This is a genomic window from Actinacidiphila guanduensis (assembly GCF_900103985.1).
Taxonomy (GTDB): domain Bacteria; phylum Actinomycetota; class Actinomycetes; order Streptomycetales; family Streptomycetaceae; genus Actinacidiphila; species Actinacidiphila guanduensis.
Window position 1 is genome coordinate 273,683 of sequence record NZ_FNIE01000002.1, and the last position, 23,867, is coordinate 297,549.

Annotated in this window: 22 protein-coding genes and 1 tRNA gene; 5 read left to right on the top strand and 18 right to left on the bottom strand. The window is 73.8% G+C overall.

Annotated features, from left to right (window positions below; all coding sequences use genetic code 11):
• Window positions 1-555: 555 nt before the first annotated feature.
• The 7 genes from pheA to BLR33_RS34160 form a co-directional block, all read right to left on the bottom strand.
• Window positions 556-1,482, bottom strand: coding sequence for a prephenate dehydratase (gene pheA / locus BLR33_RS04480; RefSeq protein WP_093782943.1), 927 nt, complete (start codon window positions 1,480-1,482; stop codon window positions 556-558).
• Between the two features lie 27 nt (window positions 1,483-1,509).
• Window positions 1,510-2,811, bottom strand: coding sequence for an iron uptake transporter deferrochelatase/peroxidase subunit (gene efeB / locus BLR33_RS04485; RefSeq protein WP_093783257.1), 1,302 nt, complete (start codon window positions 2,809-2,811; stop codon window positions 1,510-1,512).
• 113 nt (window positions 2,812-2,924) lie between these two features.
• On the bottom strand, window positions 2,925-5,084 hold the full coding sequence (locus BLR33_RS04490) for a copper resistance CopC/CopD family protein (protein WP_245771150.1): 2,160 nt from the start codon (window positions 5,082-5,084) through the stop codon (window positions 2,925-2,927).
• Window positions 5,085-5,289: 205 nt separating this feature from the next.
• Window positions 5,290-5,793, bottom strand: coding sequence for a copper chaperone PCu(A)C (locus BLR33_RS04495; RefSeq protein WP_093782945.1), 504 nt, complete (start codon window positions 5,791-5,793; stop codon window positions 5,290-5,292).
• The gene (locus tag BLR33_RS04500; protein ID WP_093782946.1) at window positions 5,790-6,449 is read right to left on the bottom strand and encodes an SCO family protein; all 660 of its coding nucleotides are present in this window, start codon (window positions 6,447-6,449) and stop codon (window positions 5,790-5,792) included. The genes BLR33_RS04495 and BLR33_RS04500 overlap by 4 nt, the downstream gene beginning before the upstream one ends.
• A 151-nt stretch (window positions 6,450-6,600) precedes the next feature.
• Window positions 6,601-7,344 (bottom strand): YcnI family copper-binding membrane protein, encoded by a 744-nt coding sequence (locus tag BLR33_RS04505; protein WP_093782947.1) that lies wholly within the window; start codon window positions 7,342-7,344, stop codon window positions 6,601-6,603.
• A gap of 258 nt (window positions 7,345-7,602) precedes the next feature.
• Window positions 7,603-8,496: a hypothetical protein gene (locus BLR33_RS34160; RefSeq protein WP_107408837.1), complete on the bottom strand. Its 894-nt coding sequence runs from the start codon at window positions 8,494-8,496 to the stop codon at window positions 7,603-7,605.
• 277 nt (window positions 8,497-8,773) lie between these two features.
• Between BLR33_RS34160 and BLR33_RS04515 the strand changes: the two genes are divergently transcribed.
• Window positions 8,774-9,217, top strand: a complete 444-nt coding sequence (locus tag BLR33_RS04515; protein ID WP_093782949.1) for an ATP-binding protein — start codon at window positions 8,774-8,776, stop codon at window positions 9,215-9,217.
• A 39-nt stretch (window positions 9,218-9,256) separates the two neighbouring features.
• Here BLR33_RS04515 and BLR33_RS04520 read toward each other — a convergent pair whose 3' ends face one another.
• Both BLR33_RS04520 and BLR33_RS04525 read right to left on the bottom strand, forming a co-directional pair.
• Window positions 9,257-10,804 carry an aminopeptidase P family protein gene (locus BLR33_RS04520; RefSeq protein ID WP_093782950.1) on the bottom strand — a complete coding sequence of 516 codons (1,548 nt, stop codon included), beginning with the start codon at window positions 10,802-10,804 and terminating at the stop codon, window positions 9,257-9,259.
• Between the two features lie 283 nt (window positions 10,805-11,087).
• Complete coding sequence (locus BLR33_RS04525) at window positions 11,088-12,524, bottom strand: PP2C family protein-serine/threonine phosphatase (RefSeq protein ID WP_093782951.1); 1,437 nt, start codon at window positions 12,522-12,524, stop codon at window positions 11,088-11,090.
• Window positions 12,525-13,108: 584 nt separating this feature from the next.
• Here BLR33_RS04525 and BLR33_RS04530 point away from each other — a divergent pair.
• Both BLR33_RS04530 and BLR33_RS04535 read left to right on the top strand, forming a co-directional pair.
• Complete coding sequence (locus BLR33_RS04530; protein WP_093782952.1) at window positions 13,109-13,792, top strand: bifunctional DNA primase/polymerase; 684 nt, start codon at window positions 13,109-13,111, stop codon at window positions 13,790-13,792.
• A gap of 228 nt (window positions 13,793-14,020) precedes the next feature.
• Complete coding sequence (locus BLR33_RS04535) at window positions 14,021-14,245, top strand: hypothetical protein (RefSeq protein WP_143031621.1); 225 nt, start codon at window positions 14,021-14,023, stop codon at window positions 14,243-14,245.
• 419 nt (window positions 14,246-14,664) lie between these two features.
• On the opposite strand, the gene BLR33_RS04540 is transcribed toward BLR33_RS04535, so the two are convergent.
• The 3 genes from BLR33_RS04540 to BLR33_RS04555 all read right to left on the bottom strand — a co-directional run bounded on the left by BLR33_RS04540 (window position 14,665) and on the right by BLR33_RS04555 (window position 17,810).
• Window positions 14,665-15,633 carry a DUF5926 family protein gene (locus BLR33_RS04540; RefSeq protein ID WP_093782954.1) on the bottom strand — a complete coding sequence of 323 codons (969 nt, stop codon included), beginning with the start codon at window positions 15,631-15,633 and terminating at the stop codon, window positions 14,665-14,667.
• 422 nt (window positions 15,634-16,055) lie between these two features.
• Entirely contained in the window at window positions 16,056-16,640 is a 585-nt protein-coding gene (locus tag BLR33_RS04545; RefSeq protein WP_176930124.1) for an ATP-binding protein, read from the bottom strand.
• A gap of 336 nt (window positions 16,641-16,976) precedes the next feature.
• A complete protein-coding gene (locus BLR33_RS04555) occupies window positions 16,977-17,810 on the bottom strand; it encodes a glycerophosphodiester phosphodiesterase (protein ID WP_093782957.1) in 834 nt (277 codons plus the stop codon).
• Window positions 17,811-18,087: 277 nt separating this feature from the next.
• Here BLR33_RS04555 and BLR33_RS04560 point away from each other — a divergent pair, with 277 nt between their 5' ends.
• Together BLR33_RS04560 and BLR33_RS04565 are read left to right on the top strand one after the other, a co-directional pair.
• Window positions 18,088-19,869 (top strand): S1C family serine protease, encoded by a 1,782-nt coding sequence (locus tag BLR33_RS04560; protein WP_245771151.1) that lies wholly within the window; start codon window positions 18,088-18,090, stop codon window positions 19,867-19,869.
• Between the two features lie 51 nt (window positions 19,870-19,920).
• Window positions 19,921-20,007 (top strand) — tRNA-Ser (locus BLR33_RS04565).
• A gap of 113 nt (window positions 20,008-20,120) precedes the next feature.
• Here BLR33_RS04565 and BLR33_RS04570 read toward each other — a convergent pair.
• From BLR33_RS04570 to BLR33_RS04595, 6 genes are all read right to left on the bottom strand, one after another.
• Window positions 20,121-20,423 (bottom strand): DUF6303 family protein, encoded by a 303-nt coding sequence (locus tag BLR33_RS04570; protein ID WP_143031622.1) that lies wholly within the window; start codon window positions 20,421-20,423, stop codon window positions 20,121-20,123.
• 26 nt (window positions 20,424-20,449) lie between these two features.
• On the bottom strand, window positions 20,450-21,076 hold the full coding sequence (locus tag BLR33_RS04575) for a hypothetical protein (RefSeq protein WP_093782960.1): 627 nt from the start codon (window positions 21,074-21,076) through the stop codon (window positions 20,450-20,452).
• Between the two features lie 28 nt (window positions 21,077-21,104).
• On the bottom strand, window positions 21,105-21,332 hold the full coding sequence (locus BLR33_RS04580; protein WP_093782961.1) for a hypothetical protein: 228 nt from the start codon (window positions 21,330-21,332) through the stop codon (window positions 21,105-21,107).
• A gap of 17 nt (window positions 21,333-21,349) precedes the next feature.
• Window positions 21,350-21,538 carry a hypothetical protein gene (locus tag BLR33_RS04585; RefSeq protein WP_093782962.1) on the bottom strand — a complete coding sequence of 63 codons (189 nt, stop codon included), beginning with the start codon at window positions 21,536-21,538 and terminating at the stop codon, window positions 21,350-21,352.
• A 29-nt stretch (window positions 21,539-21,567) separates the two neighbouring features.
• A complete protein-coding gene (locus tag BLR33_RS04590; RefSeq protein ID WP_093782963.1) occupies window positions 21,568-21,819 on the bottom strand; it encodes a hypothetical protein in 252 nt (83 codons plus the stop codon).
• 137 nt (window positions 21,820-21,956) lie between these two features.
• A complete protein-coding gene (locus BLR33_RS04595) occupies window positions 21,957-23,297 on the bottom strand; it encodes a hypothetical protein (RefSeq protein ID WP_093782964.1) in 1,341 nt (446 codons plus the stop codon).
• Window positions 23,298-23,867: the final 570 nt, after the last annotated feature.

The following is a 23,867-nucleotide window of genomic DNA, read 5'->3' on the forward strand; positions in this document are numbered from 1 at the left end:
GAGTAATGTTCCCTATGTCCACTTCGCTGGAAAAGCGAGGTAAATCATGGAAGGTGGCGGAAAAATGCCTCGTCAACGGTATTCTTCCGGTCCCTCCCGGGGGCCACGCACCCTGTGGAGAACCGGAGTTGATCAAGCGTCCGAGCGGGCCGCGAAGGCCGTCCCGCGGCGAGTTATCCACAGGGTGCCGGTGAATTCCCGCACGTTGTCCACAGGGTGTGGGGAAGATCTGTGGAGAACCGCGGTGATCATTTCCCGGGGCCGGCGTTCGGCCATGGATTCCCCACTCAAACCCGTTCCACACTCCCTTTCGAGTGAGAAGTGCTCCCTCGGACGGATGGCCGGGGCGAATTGGGGTGACGGGCGATGAGGTGTCGCACTCCGGGCGGAGCGGGTGTCTGTGTACCCATTTGTCGACTTGGCCGGGTTCTCCTGTCGACTTGTCCCCAGTTACCCACAGGCCGCGCACGGAGCCTGTGGAAAACTCTGTGGACGAAGCCCGACCTGGCTGGTGGAGGACGTGCGGGTGAACAGCCGGTGCCACGGGCACGGGCCTCAGCCGGGGCCGTCCAGCATCCGGGTCAGCCAGTCCGCCGCCTCCGCGAACTCCTCGTCGCCGGTGCCACGTGCCACCTTCGGCGCCGCACCGTCCGCCCGCGGGTACGAGCCGAGGAACCGCACCTTCAGGCAGCGCCGGTGCAACCCCATCAGGGTCTCGCCCACCCGCCGGTCGGTGAGGTGCCCCTCGGCGTCCACCGAGAAGCAGTACCGGCCCAGGCCCTGCCCGGTCGGGCGGGACTCGATCCGGGTCAGGTTCACCCCGCGGACGGCGAACTCCTGGAGCAGGTCGAGCAGGGCGCCCGGGTGGTCGTCGCGCGGCCAGAACACCGCCGAGGTCTTGTCCGCGCCCGTCGGCGCGGCCGGCCGCGCCGGGCGGCCGACGAGCACGAAGCGGGTGGCGGCGTTCGAGGCGTCGTGGATCCCGGTGGCCAGCGGCTCCAGCCCGTATACCGCCGCCGCGAACTCCCCGGCGAAGGCGCCGTCGTAGCGGCCCTCCTGCACCAGCCGGGCGCCGTCCGCGTTGGACGCCGCCGACTCCCAGACGGCGCCTGGCAGGTGCCGGGAGAGCCACTGCCGCACCTGCGCCTGCGCCGCCGGGTGGCCGGTCACCGTCTTGACGCCGGTCAGCCCGGTGCCCGGCCGCACCAGCAGCGCGAAGGCGATGGGCAGCAGCACCTCGCGGTGGATCACGAGCGGCCGGCCGAACGCCAACTCGTCGAGGGTGGTGGTGATCCCGCCCTCCACGGAGTTCTCGATCGGCACCAGGGCGCCCTCGGCCGTACCGTCGCGCACCGCGTCCAGGGCGGCGGGCACCGACACCATGGGAACGAGTTCGCGCGTGGCCGCCTCGGGCAGCGTGCGCAGCGCTGCCTCCGTGAAGGTGCCCTCGGGACCGAGGTAGGTGTAGCGGCCGGCCGACATGCGTTCAGCCTAGTCGTCGCACCGGGCTCAGCCCTCCAGCAGCCGCTGGCCGACGTATTCACCCGGACCTGGACCGCCGGGCACCGCGAACAGGCCGCTCGCCTCGTGCCGCAGGAAGCGCGAGAGGCCGTCGCCCCCGTCGAGCTTGCGCTGCACCGGGACGAAGCCCCGCATCGGGTCCGCCTGCCAGGCGACGAAGAGCAGGCCGGCGTCCGGGGTGCCGTCGGACCCGATCCCGTCGTGGAAGGAGAACGCGCGCCGCAGCATGGCCGCGCCGCCGTTGGACGCCGGCGCCGCCACCCGGACGTGCGCGTCGGGGGCGATGAGGGCGGCCCCGTCCTTCCCGAAGGCGTCCAGCCGCACCGGGGTGGTCTCCGTGCCGCCCGACAGCGGGGCGCCGTCGGACTTGCGGCGGCCGATCACCCGCTCCTGCGCGGCGACCGACAGGTGGTCCCAGGAGTCCAGCAGCATCCGGATCCGCCGGAAGACCGCGTACGAGCCGCCCGCCATCCAGGCCGGGGAGCCGTCCGCGGGCACGAAGACGCGGCGCTCGAAGTCGGCGTCGGTCGGCTTGGGGTTGTTGGTGCCGTCGATCTGGCCCATCAGGTTGCGGACGGTACGGGGGCGGTCGGTGGCGCCCGGCGTGCGGTTGAAGCCGTTCATCTGCCAGCGCACGGAGGCCGTTCCCACGGCGGCCTTCTGCAGCACCCGCAGCGCGTGGAAGGCGACCAGTGCGTCGTCGGCGCCGATCTGCACCCACAGGTCGCCGTTGCTGCGCTTGGGGTCGAGCCGGTCGGCGGTGAAGTCCGGCAGCGGGGCGAGCGCCTCCGGGAGCTGCGCGGTCAGGCCGGTGCGGGTGAAGAAACTGCGGCCGAAGCCGAAGGTGACGGTCAGGGAGGAGGGCCCGGCGTCGTCGGCGACCTGGTCGTCGTAGGCGGCGGGGGTGGCCGGCCGTCCGGCCCGGGTCATCTCGCGCACCGCGTCCGACCAGCGCCGCAGCAGCGCGGCCGCGGCCCGGCGGTCGGCGCCCGGCGCCAGGTCGAAGGCGGCGAGGTGGCCGCGGGCCTGGGCCGGGTCGACGATCCCCGCCTGGTGCACGCCCTCGAACGGGACATGGGCGGCGCCGACACCGGTCAGCGGCGCCGGGTCGTCCCGTACGGCGGCGGCGACCGCGGCCCCCGCCCCGCCGCCGACCACCAGGCCCGCGGCGCCGGCCGCCCCGGCGGTGCCGAGCAGCCGCCGGCGGGACAGGCCGGGGGCCGCGGAACTCGCGGCCGGGGCCGTGGGCGCCGCTTCGGCGGCCGGGCTCTGCCGCTGCGGCCCGGGCACCTGGGCGGCGCCCTCACCGGACTGCTGACCACCTGCCTTCCGCGCGGCCGTCTTACGACCGCCGGCCTTCGCTGTGCCGGACGCCGGGGAGCCCGTCTTCTTTCCGGTGGTGCTCACTGCGCGATCTCCACGTTCTTCGTCTCCGTCACCTCGTCGAAGTCCGAGGTGCGCACGGTGACCGACATCTGCCAGGAACCCGCGAGCGGCAACTGCACCGCGCTCGCCGTCCAGTGGCCCTTGCCGATGTGGTCCAGGATGACCGGGATGGGGCCGAGGTGCTGGGCGGGCAGCGTGAAGGCCAGCTTCAGCTCGGGCACGTCCACCGGCGCCCCGCTGTCGTCGGTGAGCAGCAGGTGCACGACGTTGGGGGTGCCGGCCTGCGCGGGTGCCAGCGTGATGCCCGCGACACCCTTCCCGCCCGCGCCGCCGGTGTCGTACGGGACGGTGACCGACAACTGCCGGGGGGCGCCGGACGCCGAGGAGGCCGAGGGCGCGGGGGCGAGGCCCTTCTGCTCCTCGGCGGCGCGCCCGGGCTGGGAGCCCGACAGGATCGTGGTGACGGCGAGCAGCACCACGGCGACGGCTGCCTCGGCCAGTACGGTACGGCGCAGGGCGCCTCTGGCCGGGTCGGCGGTGAGGACCTTGCGGGCGCGGGCCGCACTGCGGGCGGCCTGCTGGCGGCGCAACTGGGCGGCCCGGGCGGCGTTCTCCGCCGTACCGCCAGCCGTCCCGCCCGTCTTGCCATCACCCGTGGCGGTCGGCGTACCGTGCGCCTTGCCGTCTCCCGTTGCGGCAGGGGCGCCGCCGGCCGGGGCCGCGCTCGCCGCCGCACCTCCTGCCGCGCCTCCAGCCGTACCGCCCCCCGAACCCGCCGCCGGGACCGCAGTCGAGGCCGTACCGGAAGCCGTGGTCGCGGCCGCCGACGAACCCGCGCCCGTGCCCTTCGGCGTACCTCCTGCCGTACCCGCCGCCGAACCCGCGGCCGCCCCCTTCGGCGAACCCGCCGCCGAAGCCGCCACCCGCCCCGGCTTCTCCGCGGTGGCCCCCTGCGAGGGGACGACCGCCTGGCCGAGCCGGGCCGTCCAGCGGCGGGAGAACCAGGCGACGGCCACCAGCGTGCACACCAGGCCGATCTTGATGAGCAGGAGGTGGCCGTAGTGCGTGTCCGTGAAGGCCGCCCAGCTGCCCATCTGCCGCCAGGCCTGGTAGATCCCGGTGCCGACGAGCAGGGTGATCGCGGTGAGCCCGAGCAGCGAGAAGCGGCGTACGGCGAACGGCTCGATCGGCCGGGCCGCCATCGAGGGCGCCCACAGCGCGGTGAGCAGGGTGACCAGCCCGCCCAGCCACACCGCCATGGACAGCAGGTGCACCACGTCCACCGGCATCGCCACCTGGTGCTGGATGCCGACGGAGGCGTGCTCGGCCATCGCCCAGGTCGCCGAGATGCCGACCGCGACCACCGCACCGCCTATCCCCAGCCCCCACGCGAGGTCGGCCCGCTCCTCGGGGTCCTCCCGCTTGGCGTAGGAGCCGAAGAGGACGGCGAGGAAGACGGCCGCGGCCGCGAGCAGCAGCAGCCGGGAGAGCAGGGCGGCACCGGGCCGGGTCTCCAACTGGTCCCGCATCACGCCGAGATCGAGGGCCTGGCCGAGCCCCTTGCCGTTGACGTAGGGGCCGCGCAGCAGCAGGAGGGCGATTGTGGAGACCACGAGCGTCACCCACCCTGTGGCCGCGATCCGCTGCATCGGCCGCAGCAGGGCGCCGCGCGGCCAGCACACGGACAGGAAGACCGAGGCGCCGACGAGGAGGGCGAAGCCGAGGTAGGCGCCGAAACGGCCGATCCCGTAGAGCGTGCCGGCCGCCCCGCCGCCGGCCGAGGCCACGCCCGACAGGTCGACGCTGGTGCGCGAGGGCGCGCCGACCGAGAAGGTGAAGGCGCCGGCGACGGGGTGGCTGTCCTGCGAGATCGCCCGCCAGGCCACGGTGTACGTGCCGTTGCCCAGGCCCGGCTTGAGGGAGACGGTGGCCGTCGCCCCGGAGTCGCGGCCTTGCGCGTGGCCGGGGGTGCCCACGGCGACGTTCGCTCCGTGCGGGTCGAGCACGCGCAGCGAGTCGCCCGAGAGCAGCACCCCCTCGGAGAAGGTGAGCAGCACCCGCTGCGGGGCGGCCTTCACCACCGAGCCGTCACCCGGATCGGTGTGCAGCAGCGCGGCATGGGCGGAGGCGGGCGCGGCGGTCCCCAGCAGCAGCCCGACCAGCGCACCCGCGGCCACCAGCAGGGCCGCGACCCGCCGCAGAGGCGAGCGGCCCGCCCCCTGCCCCGGCCGCCGGCCCGGCCCCTGGCTCAGCCTGCCGCCCGTTCCTCGGCCAACGGCCCGGCCAACCCCCCGACCGAGCCCGCGGCCCCGCCCCGCGCCCGACGCCGGGCCCGCCCCTCGCCCCGGCCCCCGTCCGTACGACCGTGTGTTCATCGGGTGCTCAGCCTCCCGGCGTGTACGACGTGGGGCGCACCGGCACGGTGATCGTCACCGTGGCGGGCGCGCCCTGGGCGAAGTGCAGGGTGAGCGGCACCGTGTCGCCGACCGCCGGCTTGCGCGTGAGGTCCTCCAGCATCACGTGGTCGCCCCCGGTGGACAGCGTGAGCGTGCCGCCGGCCGGGACGGTCAGCGACTGCACCTGCTGCATGGTGTCGTCCTTGGTGATGTGCAAGGTGGCGTGGGCGGCCAGCGGGCTGCTCACCGAGGTCAGCCGGGCCGCGGTGCCGCCGGTGTTGGTGACGGTGAAGTACGCGGCGGCCATGTCGGTCAGCAGCGGCCGGGGTATGTAGCCGCCGGTCACCTTCAGGCGCGCGGGGCCTGCCGCCTTCGAGGAGCCGCCGCCGGAGGACGACGACGAGCAGCCGGTGACCGCCACCGCGGTGCACGTGGCCGCAGCGGCAAGGGCGATGAGGGCCGCGGAGCCGACCCGGGTGGGGCGGTTCACGGGTTCTCGCTCCTGATGATCCGGGGGAGGTCGTGCGCGTAGTCGCCGGCGGTGGTGCCGGACATGTAGAGCACGTGCGCCTTGTTGTCCTTGGGCCAGAAGGCGAGCACCTCGGCGCCGTGGGTGACGGTGATGCTGCCGTCCTTCTCCTTCACCGGCGGGTCGATGCCGACGCCGACCGAGCGGGCGGCCGCCTGGATGGTGGAGAAGGAGCCGGTCAGGCCGATGAAGCTCTTGTCCATCTGGCCGAGCCAGGCGTTCAGCCGGGCCGGGGTGTCGCGGGCGGGGTCGGAGGTGACGAAGACGACCTGCAGCCGGGCCTGGTCGGCGGGCGGCAGCTTGGACTTGGCCAGCGCGATGTCGCTCATCGTCGTCGGGCACACGTCCGGGCAGTGGGTGTAGCCGAAGTAGAGCAGGACGGGGTGGCCCGCGGTCTGCTCGACGAGGTCGAAGCGCTTGCCGTGGTTGTCGGTCAGCACCAGGTTCGGCTTGGTGAACGGCGTGTCGAGCACGGTGCCCGGCTTGTTGTCCGAGGACACCGAGGACACGGCGGCGACATCGGAGCCGGACCCGGACCCGGAGGAGCTGCCGCACCCGGCGAGCAGGAAGGCGGACGCGGCAAGGGCGGCGGCGCCGATGGTGACGGTCTTGCGCATGGAGTTTCCGTTCGGAGTTCGCTGACGTGGGCGGCGGGGGCGGGCCCGCCCGAGGAGCACGCGGGAGCGTCGGAAGCAGGAAGCAGCGGGAGGACGAGGGGGGCCGGGGCTCCGGTCGAGGGCTGAACCCCCGGCCCCCTCGAGCGGGACATCAGTCCGCGCTGCGCCTGCGGCCCGCGAACACCCCGAAGCCGACGCCGATCACGCCGACCGCGATGCCCGCCACGCCCAGCGCACGGGCGGTGTCATCGCTGGAGGAGCCGCCACCGGAGGCCGCGGCCTGCGCCGTACCGCCCTTGGTGTCCGCGGCAGGAGCCGCCGCCGGGCTGCCGGTCGGAGCCGCTGCCCCGTCGCCGCCCGCGGCGGTCAGCTTCAGCTCGGGCGCCGGGTTCTGCGGCTCGGGCTGCCCGGCCTGCGGGATCTCGATCCAGCGGACGACATCGCCGTTGCTGTAGGTCTGCAGCGCCTTGAACGTCAGGGTGTCGGCGTCGTCCGGCAGCGGGCCGAGCGAGACGGGGAACTGCTGGAACTGCCCCGGCGCGATCCTGCCGCCGGTCCAGGTGATCCGGGTGACCGCGCTGTCGACGGTGCCGTCGTCCGTCTTCAGCGGCGTCTTCAGCTTGGCCGTGGTGACCTTGGCCGTCCAGCCCGGGACCGGCTGGATCGACACCGAGGCGATCGGGTGGTCGGTCGGGAGGGCGACCTCCAGCTTGACGGTGGAGGCGTTGTCCTCCTCGCAGGGCACCTTGAAGGCGACCGTGCTGTAGCCGCCCTTGGGCGCCGAGTCCGGCTGCACGGTGACGTGGGCGAACGCCGGCACGGCGGCCAGGACGACGGTGGCGCCGGCGAGCGCGGCGACGGACGCGGCCCGGCCGCGGATACGGGAACTGCTCATGGCAGGTGGATCTCCACAGGTGACGGTGGTGCGCTGACGGTGGACCCGCGCACGAAGGGCGCGGTGGGGCGCGAACCGCTCGTCCCGAAGCAGGCCGCGTCGGCCGCCGGCACGGCACCGCGGCATCCGCGCGAACGGAGCCGGAGCCGGGGCAGCACACGTGGGGGCCGTCAAAGCGCCGCAAAGAGTGGCATACGGGACAGCGGGCAGGCGGCCGAAGCGTCCGCCGGCGCTCCCGTCAGGGGAACCGACGCCGCGTCAGGCCGCCAGGCCGTACGCCGGAGGACCCCGCCGCGCCACGCTGTGCCGCAGCCAGACCGTACGGTGCCGGGCGCGCGGGACACCGGCCGCCGCCGTCCGCAGCCGCGCGCTGGGCGCCGCGGCGGCAAGAGCGGCCAGCAGCGCGCAGGCCCACCGCAGGGCGGTGCCGGTCAGCGCGACCAGGCCCGCCACACCCCGCCGGGACAGCCGGATCAGCAGCCACAGCGCGACCTCGCCGCGCCGCAGCAGCCACCCCGCCGCCGTGGCGGCCAGCAAGTGGCCCAGCAGCATGGGCAGCGAGCACATCGACAGCAGCATCGAAGGCAGCGACATGGCGGCGCTGTGCGCGCCGGCCGGCAGGGGACCCGACGGGTCACCGGGCATCCACATGCCCGGCATGGCGGAGGACGCCCCGGCGAGGTGCGCTCCCGCGAGGTGCGAGGGGTCGAGCCCGGCCTGGACGACTATCTGCCGCGCCGCCTGGGGTGTCAGGTGCGCCGCCCGGCCGCCGCACACCAGCCGGTCGGCCACGGCCACCAGGCTGTCGGCCGCGCCGTGCCGCGGCGAGGCGGTGATGCTCGCGCACATCTGCCCGGTGCTGAAGAGCGTGTGCAGCACGATCTGCCCGAGCCCGAGCAGCGCCGTGATCCCCGGCAGCCGCCGCTCCCTTCCGGCCAGCGGCACCGCGAAGGCGAACACCGCGCACCAGGCCACCGCCAGGGAGGCCGGCGGCACCGCCCGCCCGGACGCCAGGGCGTGCCCGGCCGCGGCGAGCAGGACGCAGGCCCCGGCGAACACCCCCGCGCGCAGCAGCCGTACACCGGCGGCAGCGCGCACGGCAGGCGCGGTGCGGCGGGTACGGAAGGTGCCGGCGGGGCGGATGGCAGACATGACGGCGTCATCATCTCACCGCGGAAAAACCGGGCGGACGGCGGGTTTGAGCCGCGCGGAAGCAAGACGGCCGGCGCGACCGCGGCCGAAAGCCGGGCAGGACCCGTCCGACCTGCGCTCCTTGGCGGCGCGGCCGCCGCTCGGGCGTGCGTCCTACCCCGGCCCGTGCCGAAGACACATCCGCCGAATGGGCGGCATCACGTCAACACCACGCTTACATACAGCCTTTCGTGGCAATACGTAACCGTATGTCGAGCCGCAGCCAGGAGGCTGGAGCATGAGCATCTGGTGGTCACTCCATTTGCGGCGCGAGGCTGCGAGCGTTCCGCTGGCCAGAAGGCTGCTGATGGGCACCATGGAGACCGCCGGGGTGGACCCCGACATCTCCTTCGACCTGTCGGTGGCCCTGACCGAGGCGTGTGCGAACGCCGTGGAACACGCCGATTCCGCCACGGGCTACAGCGTCACCGCCCGGATCGAGGGCGACTGCTGCCGTATCGAGGTCGCCGACTCCGGTCCCGGCCTGCCCCGTGACCGCTTCCGCCACCCCGCCCGGCCGCCGGCCCTGCGCGGCCGGCACGCCGAGCACGGGCGGGGGCTGTTCCTGATCGAGGCCCTGGTGGACCACGTGCAGTTCCAGGACCGGCCGGGGCACGGCACTGTCGTCGCGTTCGACAAGGTGCTGAAGTGGCGTGAGGACGCCCTGCTCAAGGCGTCCTGACGCCGACTCGCCCCGCCCGGCCGGCCTGCGGCGCCCCGCTCAGGACTCCTTGAGCCCCGCCATCCACGCCTCGACCTCGTCCGACCGTCGCGGCAGCGCCGCCGACAGGTTCCGGTTGCCGCTCTCGGTGACGAGGATGTCGTCCTCGATCCGCACCCCGATGCCCCGGTACTCCGCCGGCACCGTGAGGTCGTCCGCCTGGAAGTACAGCCCCGGCTCCACCGTGAGCACCATGCCGGGCTCCAGCGTGCAGTCCACGTAGGTCTCGGTACGGGCGTGGGCGCAGTCGTGCACGTCCAGGCCGAGCATGTGGCCGGTGCCGTGCAGGGTCCAGCGGCGCTGCAGGGCCAGCTCCAGCACCCGCTCCACCGGGCCCTCCAGCAGGCCCCACTCCACCAGCCGTTCGGCGAGCACCCGCTGGGCCGCCTCGTGGAAGTCGCGGTAGGCCGCGCCCGGCTTGACCGCGGCGATGCCGGCCTGCTGGGCGTCGTACACCGCGTCGTAGATGCGGCGCTGGAGCGGGGTGAAGGTGCCGTCGACGGGGAGGGTGCGGGTGACGTCAGCGGTGTAGAGGGTGGTGGTCTCCACGCCCGCATCGAGCAGCAGCAGGTCGCCGGCGTTCACAGGGCCGTCGTTGCGCACCCAGTGCAGGGTGGTGGCGTGCGGGCCGGAGGCGCAGATCGAGCCGTAGCCGACGTCGTTGCCCTCCACGCGGGCGCGCAGGAAGAAGGTGCCCTCGATGTAGCGCTCGGAGGTGGCCTGGGCGCGGTCCAGCACGCGGACCACGTCCTCGAAGCCGCGGGCGGTGGAGTCGCACGCCTTCTGCAGCTCGCCGATCTCGAACTCGTCCTTGATGAGGCGCAGTTCGGAGAGGAAGACCTTCAGTTCCTCGTCCCGCTCGGCGGTCGTCTTGTCGTGCAGGGCCGCCTCGATCCCGGCGTCGTGGCCGCGTACGACGCGGACCGGTCCGGTGGCCTCCCGCAGGTCGTCGGCGGCGGTGCGCACGTCCTTGCAGGGCAGGCCGAGCAGCTGCTCGGCCTCCGTGAGGCTGTTGCGCCGCCCCACCCACAGCTCGCCCTGGCCGTGCAGCCAGAACTCGCCGTTCTCCCGGTCCGAGCGCGGCAGCAGATAGGCGGTGGCGGCGTGACCGCCCTCGGCGAGGGGTTCGAGCACCAGCACGGCGTCCTGCGTCTGGTCGCCGGTGAGGTGGACGTACTCGGTGGAGGCGCGGAAGGGATAGTCCGTGTCATTGGAGCGGGTGCGCAGGTTGCCCGCCGGGACCACGATCCGCTCGCCCGGGAAGCGCGCGGACACCGCGGCGCGGCGGGCGGCGGTCCGGTCGGCCTGCGGGATCGGGTCGAGGCCGCGCCGCTCGGTGTCCGCCCAGCCGGACTTCATGACGGCGGCCAGCTCGTCGGAGACGGCGGGGTAGAGCCCGTTCTTGCGCTGCTTGATCGGCTTGCCCGCGGGCTTGCCGGCCTCGCCCGCGGCTCCGTCCCCGGCGGCGCCCGTGCCTGCCCCGGGTGCCGCTGCCGCCCCCGCGGTGTCCTGCGTGTCCTCGGCCTCCGCCACCTGCTGCCTCCTCATACCGGAACGTTTCGTCCATCGTATGGGGGAGGGCGGGCCGGCGACCCCGCGCCCACATGCCCGAAAACGGCACGGCGAGTGCGGTGACACGGCACGGCACGACAGAACGGCGACAGGGCACGGCGACACAGGACGGCGATACGGTGTGGCGACGCGGCACCGCGACACGGCACTGCGACACGGCACTGCGACACAGGGCCAAAGCACAACACGGCGGCACGGCACTGCGGCACGGCATCGGCCTCGAAGGCACCCGCCTCGCAAACCCCCCTCACAGACCGCCCTACTCGAAGTGCGCCACCAGCAGCACCAGGTCCTCCGGGTGCTCCGCCCGGTCCCGCCCGTCCGGCAGCACCGCGCCCAGCACGTGGTCGGCCAGCCGCTCGGGATCGGCCCGCACGGCCGCCGGCGCGCTGCGGGCGGCTGCGTGCAGGCGGGTGAAGGCCCGGTCGGTGGGTTCGCCGGTACGGTGCAGCAACCCGTCGGTGAAGAGCAGCAGGCTCTCCCCCGGCCGCACTCGCAACTCCACGCCGGGCGCCTCCCAGCAGCTGAGCATGTTCAGCGGGGCGGACAGCGAGGTCTCGACGTACTCGCAGCGCCGGTCGCCGACGAGCAGCGGCGGGCAGTGGCCGGCGCCGGCCAGCGTGATCCGGTGGCCGCCGGCGGAGTGGGCGGCGGCGTGCACGAAGAGCGCGGTGGCCGAGCGGGCGGGCTCGGTCATCCGCAGCAGCAGTTCGAGGTCGGCGAGCACGGCGACCGGGTCCTCGCCCTCCATCACCGCGTACGCCCGCAGCGAGGCCCGCAGCCGGCCCATGGCGGCCACCGCGCCCGGTCCCGCGCCGGTCACCCCGCCGACGGCGAGCCCCAGCGCGCCCTCGGGCAGCGGCAGCGCGTCGTACCAGTCGCCGCCGCCGCGCGGGCCGGCGGTGTGGCGTACCGCCGTCCGCACCCCTGGCACCCGCGGCAGCCGCGCCGGCAGCAGTTCGGCGCGCAGCGCGGCGGAGCCGTCGCGGACCCGGGCGAGTTCGAGGCAGCGGGCCACGTACTCGGTGGCGAAGCGCAGGTAGAGGGCGAGCAGGCGGCGCCGGCGGTCGGGCGGCTCGGCGGGCTCGTCGTAGAACCAGACCGCGGTGCCGAGCGGCCCGCCGCTGTCGGCGGTCAGCGGCACCGCGTAGCTGGCGGCGAGGCCGAGGTGGGCGGCGACCTCGCGGTGGCGCGGGGCCAGGCCGGGCTCATGCAGCAGGTCGCGGTGGAGGCCGCCGCCGGCGCCCCCCGTGGCCAGGGCAGCCTGCGGCACCGTCTCCAGGGTGCCCAGGTCGCTGTGACCGAGGCCGAGCGCCACGGTGGTCTCCGGGCCGAGCCCGTCGGCCGGCGCCAGGGCGACCAGGCCGCGGCGGGCGCCGACCAGGGTGGCGCCGGCCCGCAGCAGTTCGTGCACCGCGTCGTCCAGGCCGCTGGTGCGGGCCAGGCGCTCGGTGAGCTCGTGCAGCAGTGACAAGTCGCACACCCAGGCGGCGAGCCGGTCCTGGACGGCGCCGGAGTGGTCGCCGGTGCCGCGCGGCGGCAGCGCCTCGTGGCCGCCGCTCTGCGCGGGCGGGACCAGGACGGAGGACGGCGAGGACGCCGGGGAGGCTGGGGACGCCGGGGGTGCGGCAGTCTGCGGCCTGACAGAAGACGACGGTTCGCTTCCGGCCACTTTTCCTACGTCGGCGGGGCTCATGGCCGGCGGCCCGTGGCTGCATGCCGACGCGTGGGGTGATCAGGGCATTCCGCCCGCGGTGTGCGGAGCACAAGCCGGAATAGCATCGCAAACCCCCATGTCGTGCTGCGCTGCTGCCAAGGACCCCACTTCTACACGCACGATCGTGGGCATGTCCAGGATTGTCCCGGTACAAGAATGGTGTCGGTGATACGTCCCCGTCTCTTCCGACGCACCGGTCACTTCCGTAGGTTGGCCGGAAAGCGTCACCCCCGCGCCATGCGCACGGTCGACTGAGCCCGGCCAACAGCGCGTCATTTCGCGGGTGGTGGGTAGGAACCCGAAGTCCGGCTCAAGCGTCGTAGTACGTATACAGTTGACGGCCGACCCAACCCCGAGTGGCGAGGGGTGCCACATCCGGCGCGAACCACGACCAGTGGCTCGTGGCCAGGATTCAGCAGGCAGGAGCGCCAGGTGCGCGCCACCCTCCGCCACGTTCCACGCTCGGCTGGCAGCGCGGAAAGCTGCCTCAAGTGCGGTGTGCTCGACAGTTACTTTGTGCAGTGGGCAGATCCCTGGGCGTTAACGGAAAGGAACGAGCGCTCATGCGCGAGATCCTCGGAAGGCGACGCAAGATCTCTCTTCGGCGAAGGGGGCGGACCGCCTCACTCGACGCGGCGCTCGTCTACGCCGGCCGGTGGCAGTGGCGCGTGGTCCCCGGCGTCGGACTCGACCGCCCCGTGCGGCGTACGGCCGGTGCCCCCGGCTGCGGTTGCGGCAGACCGGCCTGCGCCGTGCCCGGCGCCCACCCGCTCGACCCCGGACTGCTGGCCGCGACCCGGGACCCGCGCATGGTCCGCTGGTGGTTCACCTCCCGCCCGGACGCCCCCGTGGTGCTCGCGACGGGCGACCGCGTGTCGGCCGCGAGCCTGCCCGCGGTGGCGGGCGCCCGCGCGCTGGAGGTGATGGAGCGCCTCGGCTGCCGGCTCGGCCCGGTGCTGGCCACCCCCACCCGCTACGTCTTCCTCGTGGCCCCTTACTCGCTGCCCGAACTCGGCGAACTCCTCGACACCCAGGACTGGGTGCCCACCTCGCTGCGCTACCACGGTGACGGCGGCTACGTGGCGCTGCCCTCGGCCACCGAGACGCCCGGGCCGGTGCACTGGGTGCGCTGCCCGGTCGTGCCCGCAGGCGAGGACACCCCCTGGCTGCCGCGGATCGACGCGCTGGTGGACGCGCTGGTGCGGGCCGGCCGCACCTCGCCGGACGGGGACCGGCTCCGCTACTGAGGCCGCTGAGGACGCTAGGGCTGCTGAGGCGCCCCGGCCCGGAGCGGGCTTCGGCGCTCGGCCCGGCCGGTGGGAAAGCGGCCGGGCTGCGCTGTTCCATGCCGCCGCCTGGGGTGGTGTGCCCCGCGTTCCGCCGGGGTGTCGTGACAACCGCCCCTCCCTCCGGGTTATCTTCGGCCGGGCGGGGGATGCGGTACATCGAGGTCGGAGGAAGTGCAGGTGGTTCCGGTGACGTCGAAGCATCCTGGGAACGGTTCCGCGCGGCAGGCGCGCGAGGAGCAGGATCGGCTGCGCGCGGCCGGGCTGCGCAAGGTCGCGGTCGCCAGCGTGGCGGCGCTCGCCGTGGTGCTGCCGCTCGCCTTCGCCACCGCGAGCGCCGAACACGGTCGGGCGCACGGCGGGAACGCGGGCCACAGCAGTCCTGCGGCGCCGAGGACGTCGTCGGACGACTGAGCGGTCCCGCTGATCTGTCCTGGGCGAACGGGTGTGCGGCCTGCCGGGACGCGGTCGGGGGCGCTCGACCGGTGGACGGTCCCCGGGCGCCGGTGCAAGAACCGTCCCTCAGCTGCGGATACGGTGCCGCGGGCGCCGTACGGGCGCGGATCGCGCGGCTGCGGCCACCCTGCGGGCACGAAAAGGCCCGGCCGCTGGCGACGGGGGATGCACCAGCGACCGGGCTGTTCAAACGGTAACAAGACTTCGTCCGATCGCAAATTCCCCGATCGGGGGAGCGCCCCCATTCCCCGGTGTTTTCAGGGGAGTTGTGATCGGAATCACTGAGCAACCGCTTGGTCCGGTCCAGCGGCCGGGCCGGATCGCGGGCCGCCGACCGGCCGGCGGCGAGGCACCGGACCGGGCGGCGGCTCCCGTTCTCAGCTCAGCGTGATCTGGCGGTTCGTGAAGCCGCTGCGCGCCCTGCGCTCGTCCGCGGTCAGCGGGCCCGTCCGGGTGAGCGTCTCGGCCAGCCGCTCGCCGAAGGCCGCGGCCGGCTTCTCCACGTCGTCCGCCGACATCCCGACCGGCAGGTCCCACACCGGCACCAGTAGCCCGTGCGCGCGGAACGAGCCGACCAGCCGGGTGCCCTCGCCGAGTGAGGACGCGCCGGCCGCGTGCAGCCGGGCGAGCGCGTCGAGCAGCGCCTCCTCCGGGTGCGGCATCACCCAGCGCAGGTGGTTCTTCTCCGGGGTCTCGCACCAGTAGGCCGCGTCCACCCCGTTCAGCCGGGCGGTCGGGATCGCGGCCTCGTTGGCCCGCTCCAGCGACGCGGCGACCTCGCCCGTGGCCGCCGAGGCGTCCTCCAGCCAGAAGTCGAAGCCTGCGTGCACCTGCGGGACGAACGGCGCGTCGAGGTCGAGCAGGTCCTGCAGCCGCGGTCCGTCGGGGTCCGGGCGGCGGCCCTCGACCGGGTTGCCCGCCTCGGCGGACAGCGCGCGCACCAGGGTGTCGGCGAGGTCGCGGCTGATGTCGCCGGAGGACGCGTCGTTCTGCAGCCCGAGCAGCACCGCGCCGGTGTCGCGGCGCAGCCCCGGCCAGGCCATCGGGAGCACGGTGCCGAGCGTGACGGAGGGCACCCCGTCCGGCAGCGGGTCCTTCAGCGTGAGCGGCACGGTGGCCGCGGGCACCAGCTCGCGCAGCGCCACCCAGTCGCACTCGGCGGGCAGCCCCTCGAAGGGGCGGCGGACCAGCTCGGTGACCGCGTGCGCCGCCTCCCGCCCGTGGCACGCCTTGTACCGGCGGCCGGAACCGCATGGGCAGGGTTCCCGCGCGCCGACGACGGGAACGGCATCGCCTGCCGCTGCCTTGGGGCTGCGCTTGCTGGCGGTCGCGCGCTTCTTGGCCATGGCTCGATCTCTCCCGGTCTCTCCCGGTACGGCGTTCTTCCGGCCGCGAGCCTAGCGCCCGCAGCTGCCATGGCCCGACCACCGCGAGGCGCGTACGGGGGCGAGCCTCGTACGGGGCCCGCCCCTTCGGCCGCGGAGGCGGGCGCGTCGCGTACGGAGCAGGCCGCTGCCGTACGGAGCTGGGCACTGCGGGTACGAGGCCGGTTGCCCCCATACGGAGCTGGGCGCTTCTCCTGCGGAATGGGTTCCTGGTCGTACGAGGTGGGCCGTCCCGTACGGAGTCGGGCGTCGCTCGTACGACGTCGGCTGCCTCGTACGGACCTCGCACCCCGCGTACGCAATGCGCCCGCCGCAGCGAACAGCTGGTCGCTCGCCCACCCTTCGTACGGACCCTCTCACCCGGCCCCGTACGCCTCTTCCTGTCAGCCGAGGTCGTCCAGCGACTCGGCCAGGTCGAGGGGGAGGTCCAGGGGGACGCCCATCGGCAGGCGGATGCCCGTGCCGATCGAGTCGTCCCGGCGGGCGTGGCGGCCGCGGACGGGCAGCACCGCCCAGACCGTCACCTCGCCGGGGGCGTCCCGGACGCCCCAGCGCAGCGCCAGTTTCGCCACGATGCCCAGGCCCCGGCCGCCGTGCGCGGTCAGCGAGGGGCTGGCCGGGCGCGGGCGGGTGGAGCCGCCGCCGTCGGTGACCTCCAGGACCAGCAGCCCGTCCTCACCGACCGACCACGCGGCCCGTATCCCGGCCTCGAACGAGTCGGCGGGCGCCTGCGCGCCCGCCGGGTCCCGGCCGCCCTCGGTGCTCGCGCCCAAGGGCCGGGCATGCCGGCAGGAATTGCTGATCAGCTCGGAGACGATCAGGACGGCGTCGTCCGTCACGGGGTCCGGCACCCCTTGCGCGCACAGATCCGTACGCAACCGCCGCCTGGCGTCCGCGACGCCCGTAGGACCATGGGGCAGGGCCATGGTCGTGGACGTCGGCACTCCTTGCGCCACCATCAACGACACCCCCGAGACCTCCTTCACCCCACGCCACAGGGTGGATGCCCTCTGGGACAGCGCCGGAAACAGGTCAGCCGCGATCTTTTACGCCACGGTGACGCGGGTTGCGCAACCGATGCGGGCCAGTGGCACCGTCAAGCGGGGCACCGTTGGCACCTTGGCTCGCCCAGAAGCCTCCAGAGTGGCCAGGCCCCGGCGTGATGCGGGCCCGCGGGCGGCGCGTACGGGCGCCCGCTCCGGCGTGCACCGGCGCGTCCGGCCTCACCCGTCCCCGCCCGTACACCGGCGTATACGGGGCCCCGCGTCCCCCGCTGCTTGCTGCCCGCGCCCTGCCCCCACCGCTCAGCGGCCGAGCTGCTCGCGCACCTGTCGCGGGCGGTTCGTGATGATCGCGTCCACGCCCAGCCGCGCGCACAGCTCCACGTCCTCGGGCCGGTCCACCGTCCACACGTGCACCGCATGGCCCGCCCGGTGCACCCGGGAGACGTACCCGGGGTTCGCCCGCACGATGCGCATGCTCGGACCCGCGACCGCCACCCCCGCCGGCAGCCGCCCGTCGCGGTAACGGGGGGAGACGTACTGCATGAGCTGGACCGTCGGCAGCTGCGGCGCCCAGGCGCGGACCCGGCGCAGCGAGCGGGCGGAGAAACTCATCACCCGAACGGGAGCGGGCCCGTCCGGCGGCGGCCGGTCCAGGCCGTGCTCGGCGAGCAGGTCGAGCAGCCGCTCCTCCACCTGTCCGGCCCAGCGGGTCGGATGTTTCGTCTCGATCGCCAGCTCCACCCTGCGGTCGGTCTCGGCGACCAGTTCCAGCAGCCGGCGCAGGGTGAGCACCCGGCTGCGCTCCCCCGGGTCGAACCGCTCGGGCGCCTCCGCGTCGGCGTCCTGCCCCTTCCAGGAGCCGAAGTCGAGCGCCGCGAGGTCGGCCAGCTCCAGCGAGGAGACGGCGCCGCGGCCGTTCGACGTGCGGTTCACCCGCCAGTCGTGCACGCACACCAGCTCACCGTCCGCGGTCAGCCGCACATCGCACTCCAGCGCGTCCGCACCGTCCTCGATGGCCTTCCGGTACGCGGCGAGCGTATGTTCTGGTACGTCCTCGGAAGCGCCCCGGTGGGCGACGACCTGGACCGGCCGTCCTCCCGGGAACGGCTCCGGGGCCACGCGCGCAAAAGTCACCGGGCCATGGTGCCACCGCGCGGTGTGCGGCACGTCGCACGTCGGCCACAGAGCGGTCGCACGTCGGGCTGCTCGTCGGTTGCCCGTCGGCTGCTCGTCCGCCGCTCGTCTGCTGCTGGTCGGCGGCCGGCCGGCTGTCGCACACCGTCCGAGGCGGCGCACAGCTCCGTCTTACGGCGGTCCGACACGCCGTGGGAAATGCTGGGTCCATGACGTGATGGGCCCCTGGTTTCTGCTTGTCGTTGTCTGATTGGTCATGACCCTGAGGAGAAGAGCTGTGAGCACCGAGAACGAGGCCGGTTCCTCCGTACCGGCCGGGGAGTCGGCGGCCGCGCCGGACGGTGCCTCGGCTGCCCCTGTTCCGCCGGCCGGCTCGCCCGCCGAGCCGGCGGACCGGCCTGCCGATCCGGCCGCGCCGCCCGCCGCCCCACCCGTGCCCGCCGCGGCGCCCACCGCCCCCGCCCCCACCGACCGGGTGCCGGCACCCGCCGCGCCCGCCGAGGAGCACCGCACCGAGGTGCTGCCCACGCAGGCCCCGCCGCCGGTGGGTCCGCCGTCGCCGTACGGGCCGCCGCCCAGCGCGCTCGGCGGCGGGTACGACAAGCCGCCGGCGGTGCCCTCCCAGCCTGTCCCGCCGCCCGTGCCGCAATCGGTGCCGCAGTCCGCGCCGCCCGCCTCGGCGTACGGCGCCCCGGCCTACGGCACACCTGCCGCGCCTGCCGCGCCTTCGTACGAGGCCCCGCGCCCGGCCGCCTTCAGCGCCGAGCCGCCGCCCCAGGGCGGGCCGCAGGGCGAGCACCCGGACCCGGCTCCCGTGCACGACCCCTACGCGGTGCCGTCGACCCCGGCCTATGCCACCCCGCAGCCGGGCGCCGGCGGTCCCGGCCAGCCCGGCGGCCCGGCCTGGGGCACCCCGATGCCCCCCAGCTCCCCCTCGGGAAGCGGGCGGGAGCGCCGCGGGGTGGGCCGCCTGGTCGCCGCCGTCGTGGTGGCCGCGCTGGTGGCCGGCGGTGTCGGCGGCGGCATCGGCTACTACGCGGCCAAGAACAACGACGACTCCGGCTCCACCACGGTCTCGGCGCCCGCCGGCACCAAGGCGCTCAACCGCGCGCCCACCTCGGTGGCCGGCATCGCCAACAAGGTGCTGCCCAGCGTCGTCACCATCAAGGCGCAGAACAGCCAGGAGAGCGACACCGGCACCGGGTTCGTCTTCGACACCCAGGGCCACATCCTGACCAACAACCACGTGGTCGCCCCCGGCGCGCAGGGCAAACTCACCGTCACCTTCTCCAACGGCAAGACGTACGACGCCTCGATCGTCGGCCGCGCTCAGGGCTACGACGTGGCCGTCATCAAGCTGAAGAACGCCGGCTCGGTCAAGCTCACCCCGCTGCCGCTCGGCAACTCCGACGACGCGGCGGTCGGTGACGCGACGATCGCGGTGGGCGCGCCGTACGGCCTGTCGGGCACGGTGACCACGGGCATCGTCTCGGCGGTGCACCGCCCGGTCGCGTCCAGTGACGGCGAGGGCTCGAGCGCGTCGTACATGAGCGCCATCCAGACCGACGCCTCGATCAACCCGGGCAACTCCGGTGGCCCGCTGCTCAATGCGAACGGCGCGGTGATCGGCATCAACTCCGCGATCCAGCCGGGCGGCAGTTCCTCGCCGGGCAGCCAGGGCGGCAGCGTCGGCCTCGGCTTCGCGATCCCGATCAACCAGGCGAAGCGGGTGGCCGAGCAGCTGATCCGCACCGGCCAGCCGGTGTACCCGGTCATCGGGGTGAGCCTGGACACGCAGTACGAGGGCGACGGCGCGCAGATCTCCACGGACTCCAGCTCGGCGATCACGCCGGGTGGGCCGGGCGCGAAGGCGGGCCTGAAGCCGGGTGATGTGATCACCAAGTTCGACGGCACGATGATCGACAGCGGCGAGACGCTGATCGGGGAGATCTGGCAGCACCAGCCGGGCGACAAGGTCACCCTGACCTACACCCGCTCGGGCACGACCCACACGGCCACCCTCGTCCTCGGCAGCCGCACCGGCGACAGCACCAACTGACCCGATACGCTGTCCCCCAGGCGTCTTCCCCTCCCGCGGGGAACGCCCGGGGGAGGCTTGCCCGAGCGGCCTAAGGGAACGGTCTTGAAAACCGTCGTGGCAGCGATGTCACCGTGGGTTCAAATCCCACAGCCTCCGCGCAGCTAGCAAACCCGCAGGTGGGGGCGGCTCCCGTTCGTACGGGGGCCGCCCCCACCTGTTGCGTTGTCCCGCTGCTGTGCTGGGCGGTATCGCTGCTGCTCTGGGTTGGTTCAGGTGTCTTGGGTGTCGGGGTGGGTCGGGGTGACGGTGGTGGTGGCGACCAGGGCGACGACGCCCTCGGGGTCGCCTTCCAGCGGGGTTTCCATCCAGTCCCAGGTGTGGGCGGGGTCGAGCGGGGTGTAGCCGAGGGCGGCGAGGGCTTCGGTGCGGGCGTGCAGGGTGGGGACGCCGTCGGTGGTGGCGAAGGGGATGTGGGGCCAGCGGGGTTCGTCGGGGAGCGCGACGAAGACCTGCCATTCGGTGCCGTCCCAGGAGTGGATCATGTGGGCCCTGAGGGGGCGGGTGTGGGGCAAGGAACTCCGTTCGGTCGGGGGTCGGTTCAGACGGCGTGCAGGAAGCCGCGGGCGTCGGCGAAGCGGATGAGGTGGTGCAGCGCGCGCTCGGCGCAGGTGCCGTAGGCGTGCGCGGCGTCGGCGAGCGCGGACGGCTGACCGCCCGGCTCGTCTGCGGTTTCCTCGTTGCCCTCGCTGTCCTGGGCGTGCCAGCACGCGAGGAGTTCTGTGCGCAGGCGGGCGAGGTCGCGCGCGCCGGCCTGGACAGTGAGGGACTGGGCGAGGTTGGGCAGGTCGTCCAGGTCGAGGACGTATGCGCCGTTGCGCTCGCGGGTGAGTTCGACGTGGCGCGGGCGCTGGCTGCTGAGCACGGCGCGTACGGCCCTGGCGGTGCCGACGGCGTAGCCGAGGGCGGCGTTCTCGTACAGCTCGCGCGTGTGGTGTTCGAGCACCATGTAGAGGTCGCTGAGCTGCCAGAGGGCGTCCTCGTGGGGCCTTACCGGCTCGGCGGCGCCGGGAACGGTGAGGGTGCCGGGCAGGGGGATGATGCGGGCCGGGTCGGTGGTGCGGGCGGTGAGTTGGGCGTGCTGGTGGGCGGTGCGGAGTTCGTCGGCGGCGGCGCCCAGGGCGCGGACGCTGTCGGCCAGGCTCGCGTGCCAGGCGGTCTCGGGCATAGGGGTTCCTCCGTTGGGCGGGGCGGTGTCAGGTGAGGGGACCGGCGCCGGCCCGTTCGAGGAGGCGGCGCAGGTCTCCCCCGACGGTGGCCAGGCGGTGTTCGATCGCCTGCCAGGACTCGGCGTCGATGGCCATCAACCCGGCTATGGCGGTGGGGCCTTGGCCGAGTTCGAGGGCGGTGAGGACGTCGCGGAGTTCGGCGATGGCCATCAGCGAGATGCAGGCGGGCGGGACGGTGGCGGGCTGGGTGCACATGTCGGTCTCCTTGCCGGTCACTTGGCGGGGATGGCGTCGCGGAGGGCGGACATGATCTGGTCGACGGAGGGTGCCGCGCTGCTGCGGGCGAGGTAGAAGCCGAAGAGCAGCGCGACGAGGGCGGCCCCGGCGCCGAGGGCGCGGTAGCGCATGAGGAGCGTGAGGAGGAGGCCGAACAGGACGAGGGCGGAGATGCTGAACGCCATCGAAGTGCCTTTCTCGGGTGGGTGGTTGCTCAGCGGGTGCCGTCGCGGTGCAGCCGCGTGGCGACGTTGTAGAGGTGGCGTCCCGTGCGGAGCCGCTGCCCGCGGCCGTGGCAGCGCCGGCACTCGCGCCCGCGGACGATGCGTCCCCGCCGGTTCTGCCGGACCTTGAACCCGAAGCCGCCGCACCTGCGGCAGGAGCCGACCGGACTGACGGCGCAGAGAGCGGCGTAGCAGAGCGCGGCGAGGGCGAAGAGGGCTATAGCGGCGGTGAGTTGGGACATGGCGAACCCCTTCCAGGGCGGAATCAGGGTGTGCGGGAGTGGGGCCGCTAGGCGCTAGCGGCCAGGTCAGAGGCAGTGCGAGCCGCTAGCGGGGGTGCTAGACCTAGCGGGTGGCGGTGCTAGGCGGAGGTGCCGGGCTACGCGGCAGCGCTGCCGCCGTCTCGCCGGGTCACCGCGTCGAGGACGTCTGCGCGGCGCAGGCCGCGGCGGTTGGCACCCTTGCCGTCGGCGGAACCCCACACCTGCACGGTGCGGATGCCGTACGGCTTGACGGCGGCGGCCAGTTGCTCGGTGGACCACTGCCCGTAGACGTCGGGCCGGAGTTCGCCGAGCCGGGCGACGATGTCCTCGCTCCACGCTTTCGATGTGCCGGGCGGGAGTGCCGTGAGGACGTCGGTGAGGAGGTCGTACGAGGACGCGGCCGGCTCGGGGGCCTCACCGAGGGCGTGGCCCGTGATCCGCCCGGCCTGCTTGCGGAGTTCGAAGATGCGGGCCGCGAGGGCGTCAGCCGTGGGGACGTCGACTCCCACTGTGCGGACGATGCGCGCGTCGGCTCCCTCGCCGACGAACCAGGCGATGCCCTTGTCGGTCCAGGCGAGCGTGTTCGCGCGGATGCCCCGCTTGTGGGAGCCGGTGCCGAGGACCATGTCGTTCTCGATCTGGCCCATGACCTTCAGGCACCAACGCACCGTGGCGTTCGCGGAGATGCCCGTCGGAAGCGACTTGGAGTCCGGGCGCTGGGTGGCCAGGAGAAGCGTGATCCCCAGCGCCGGGCCCCGCTTGACGAGGTCCGTGCAGTGCTCCTCGAACTCGGCGCCGTGCTGGGGATGTTCGAACCACTTCTGGCACTCGTCCACGCCGATGACGATCGGGTGCAGGCCGAGTGTCCGGCGGTCCGCGAGCGGCGAAGTGACCTTCGACTCCGGGCACAGGTCCTTGGGGAGTTCGCGGATCACCTTCGCGCGCCGCCTCAACTCGACGCGGAGATCACGCAGGTCTTGGAGGGCGTACGCGATGTCGTCCCCTTCTTCGCCGGCCCGGTAGCGGTGGGCGACGCGTCCGACCGTGGACAGGTCGCCCGTGCCCTTGAGGTCGTAGGCGTGGATCTCGGCGCGCAGGTCCATGCAGGCGATCAGCAGGAGCAGGCGCAAGAGGAACGTCTTGCCCATGCGCGGGACGGCTCCGATGATCCCGGAGACGTACACGAGCGTCTGGGCGACCCACCGGCCGCGCTGGTCGGTGGCGAACGGCTGGGGCTTGAAGAGGTCGAGCGGCTTGACGTCCAGGAGCGGCCACTTGGCCTGCCGCGTCTTGGACATGTCCTGGTCGCCGACCCACAGGCGGAGCCGTCCCGTGTGCTCATCGGGTACGGCCTCGGGCCATACGCAGCCGAGTGGACGCCGCAGGCCCGAGGCCAGCTTCTCGCGGCGGTCGATGACGTCGGTGACGGTGACGCCGTAGGGGAGGTCGCCTTCCACAACCCAACCGGGGCCGTCCCGGAGGATGGGCGCAGTGAAAGAGAGGACCTGACTTCCCTTCGCCTGGGCCTGGTTAATAGCTGGGAGACCGAGGGAAGTGAGAGCGCGTAGGACGATGTCGCTGGTGAGGACCGTCGCCCGTGGAACTTCTACGGCTCTGTTGGCAACAGTTGCTCCAACGGGTCGGCCGATTCGGCCGAGAGCAAGGCTGAGCATCGTGCCACAGAGCGCGATCAACCACGGTGGGCCGAGCACATACAAGGCAAGCGCCGTTGCCATACCGACGATTGCCGCCGTGACCGTCACGACCGTGCGCCACCGCACCCGCCGATCCCGCTGCCGCGAGAGCTTCAGGTACTCCTCGATGTCCTCGCGAGTGGCGGCCACTTGCCGGAGCGGCTCGCCCTCGGCGTCGAACGTCCACCGCAGTACGCCGGCGACGAACCGGGCGGTGCCGCGCGGGGCTTGCAGGGTGAGGCGAGCGACGTACCAGGGTGTACGGATCGCGTGATAGGCGGTGACGTGGCCGACGTACGTACTCAACCACCGGGCTGTCGAACGGAGTTCACG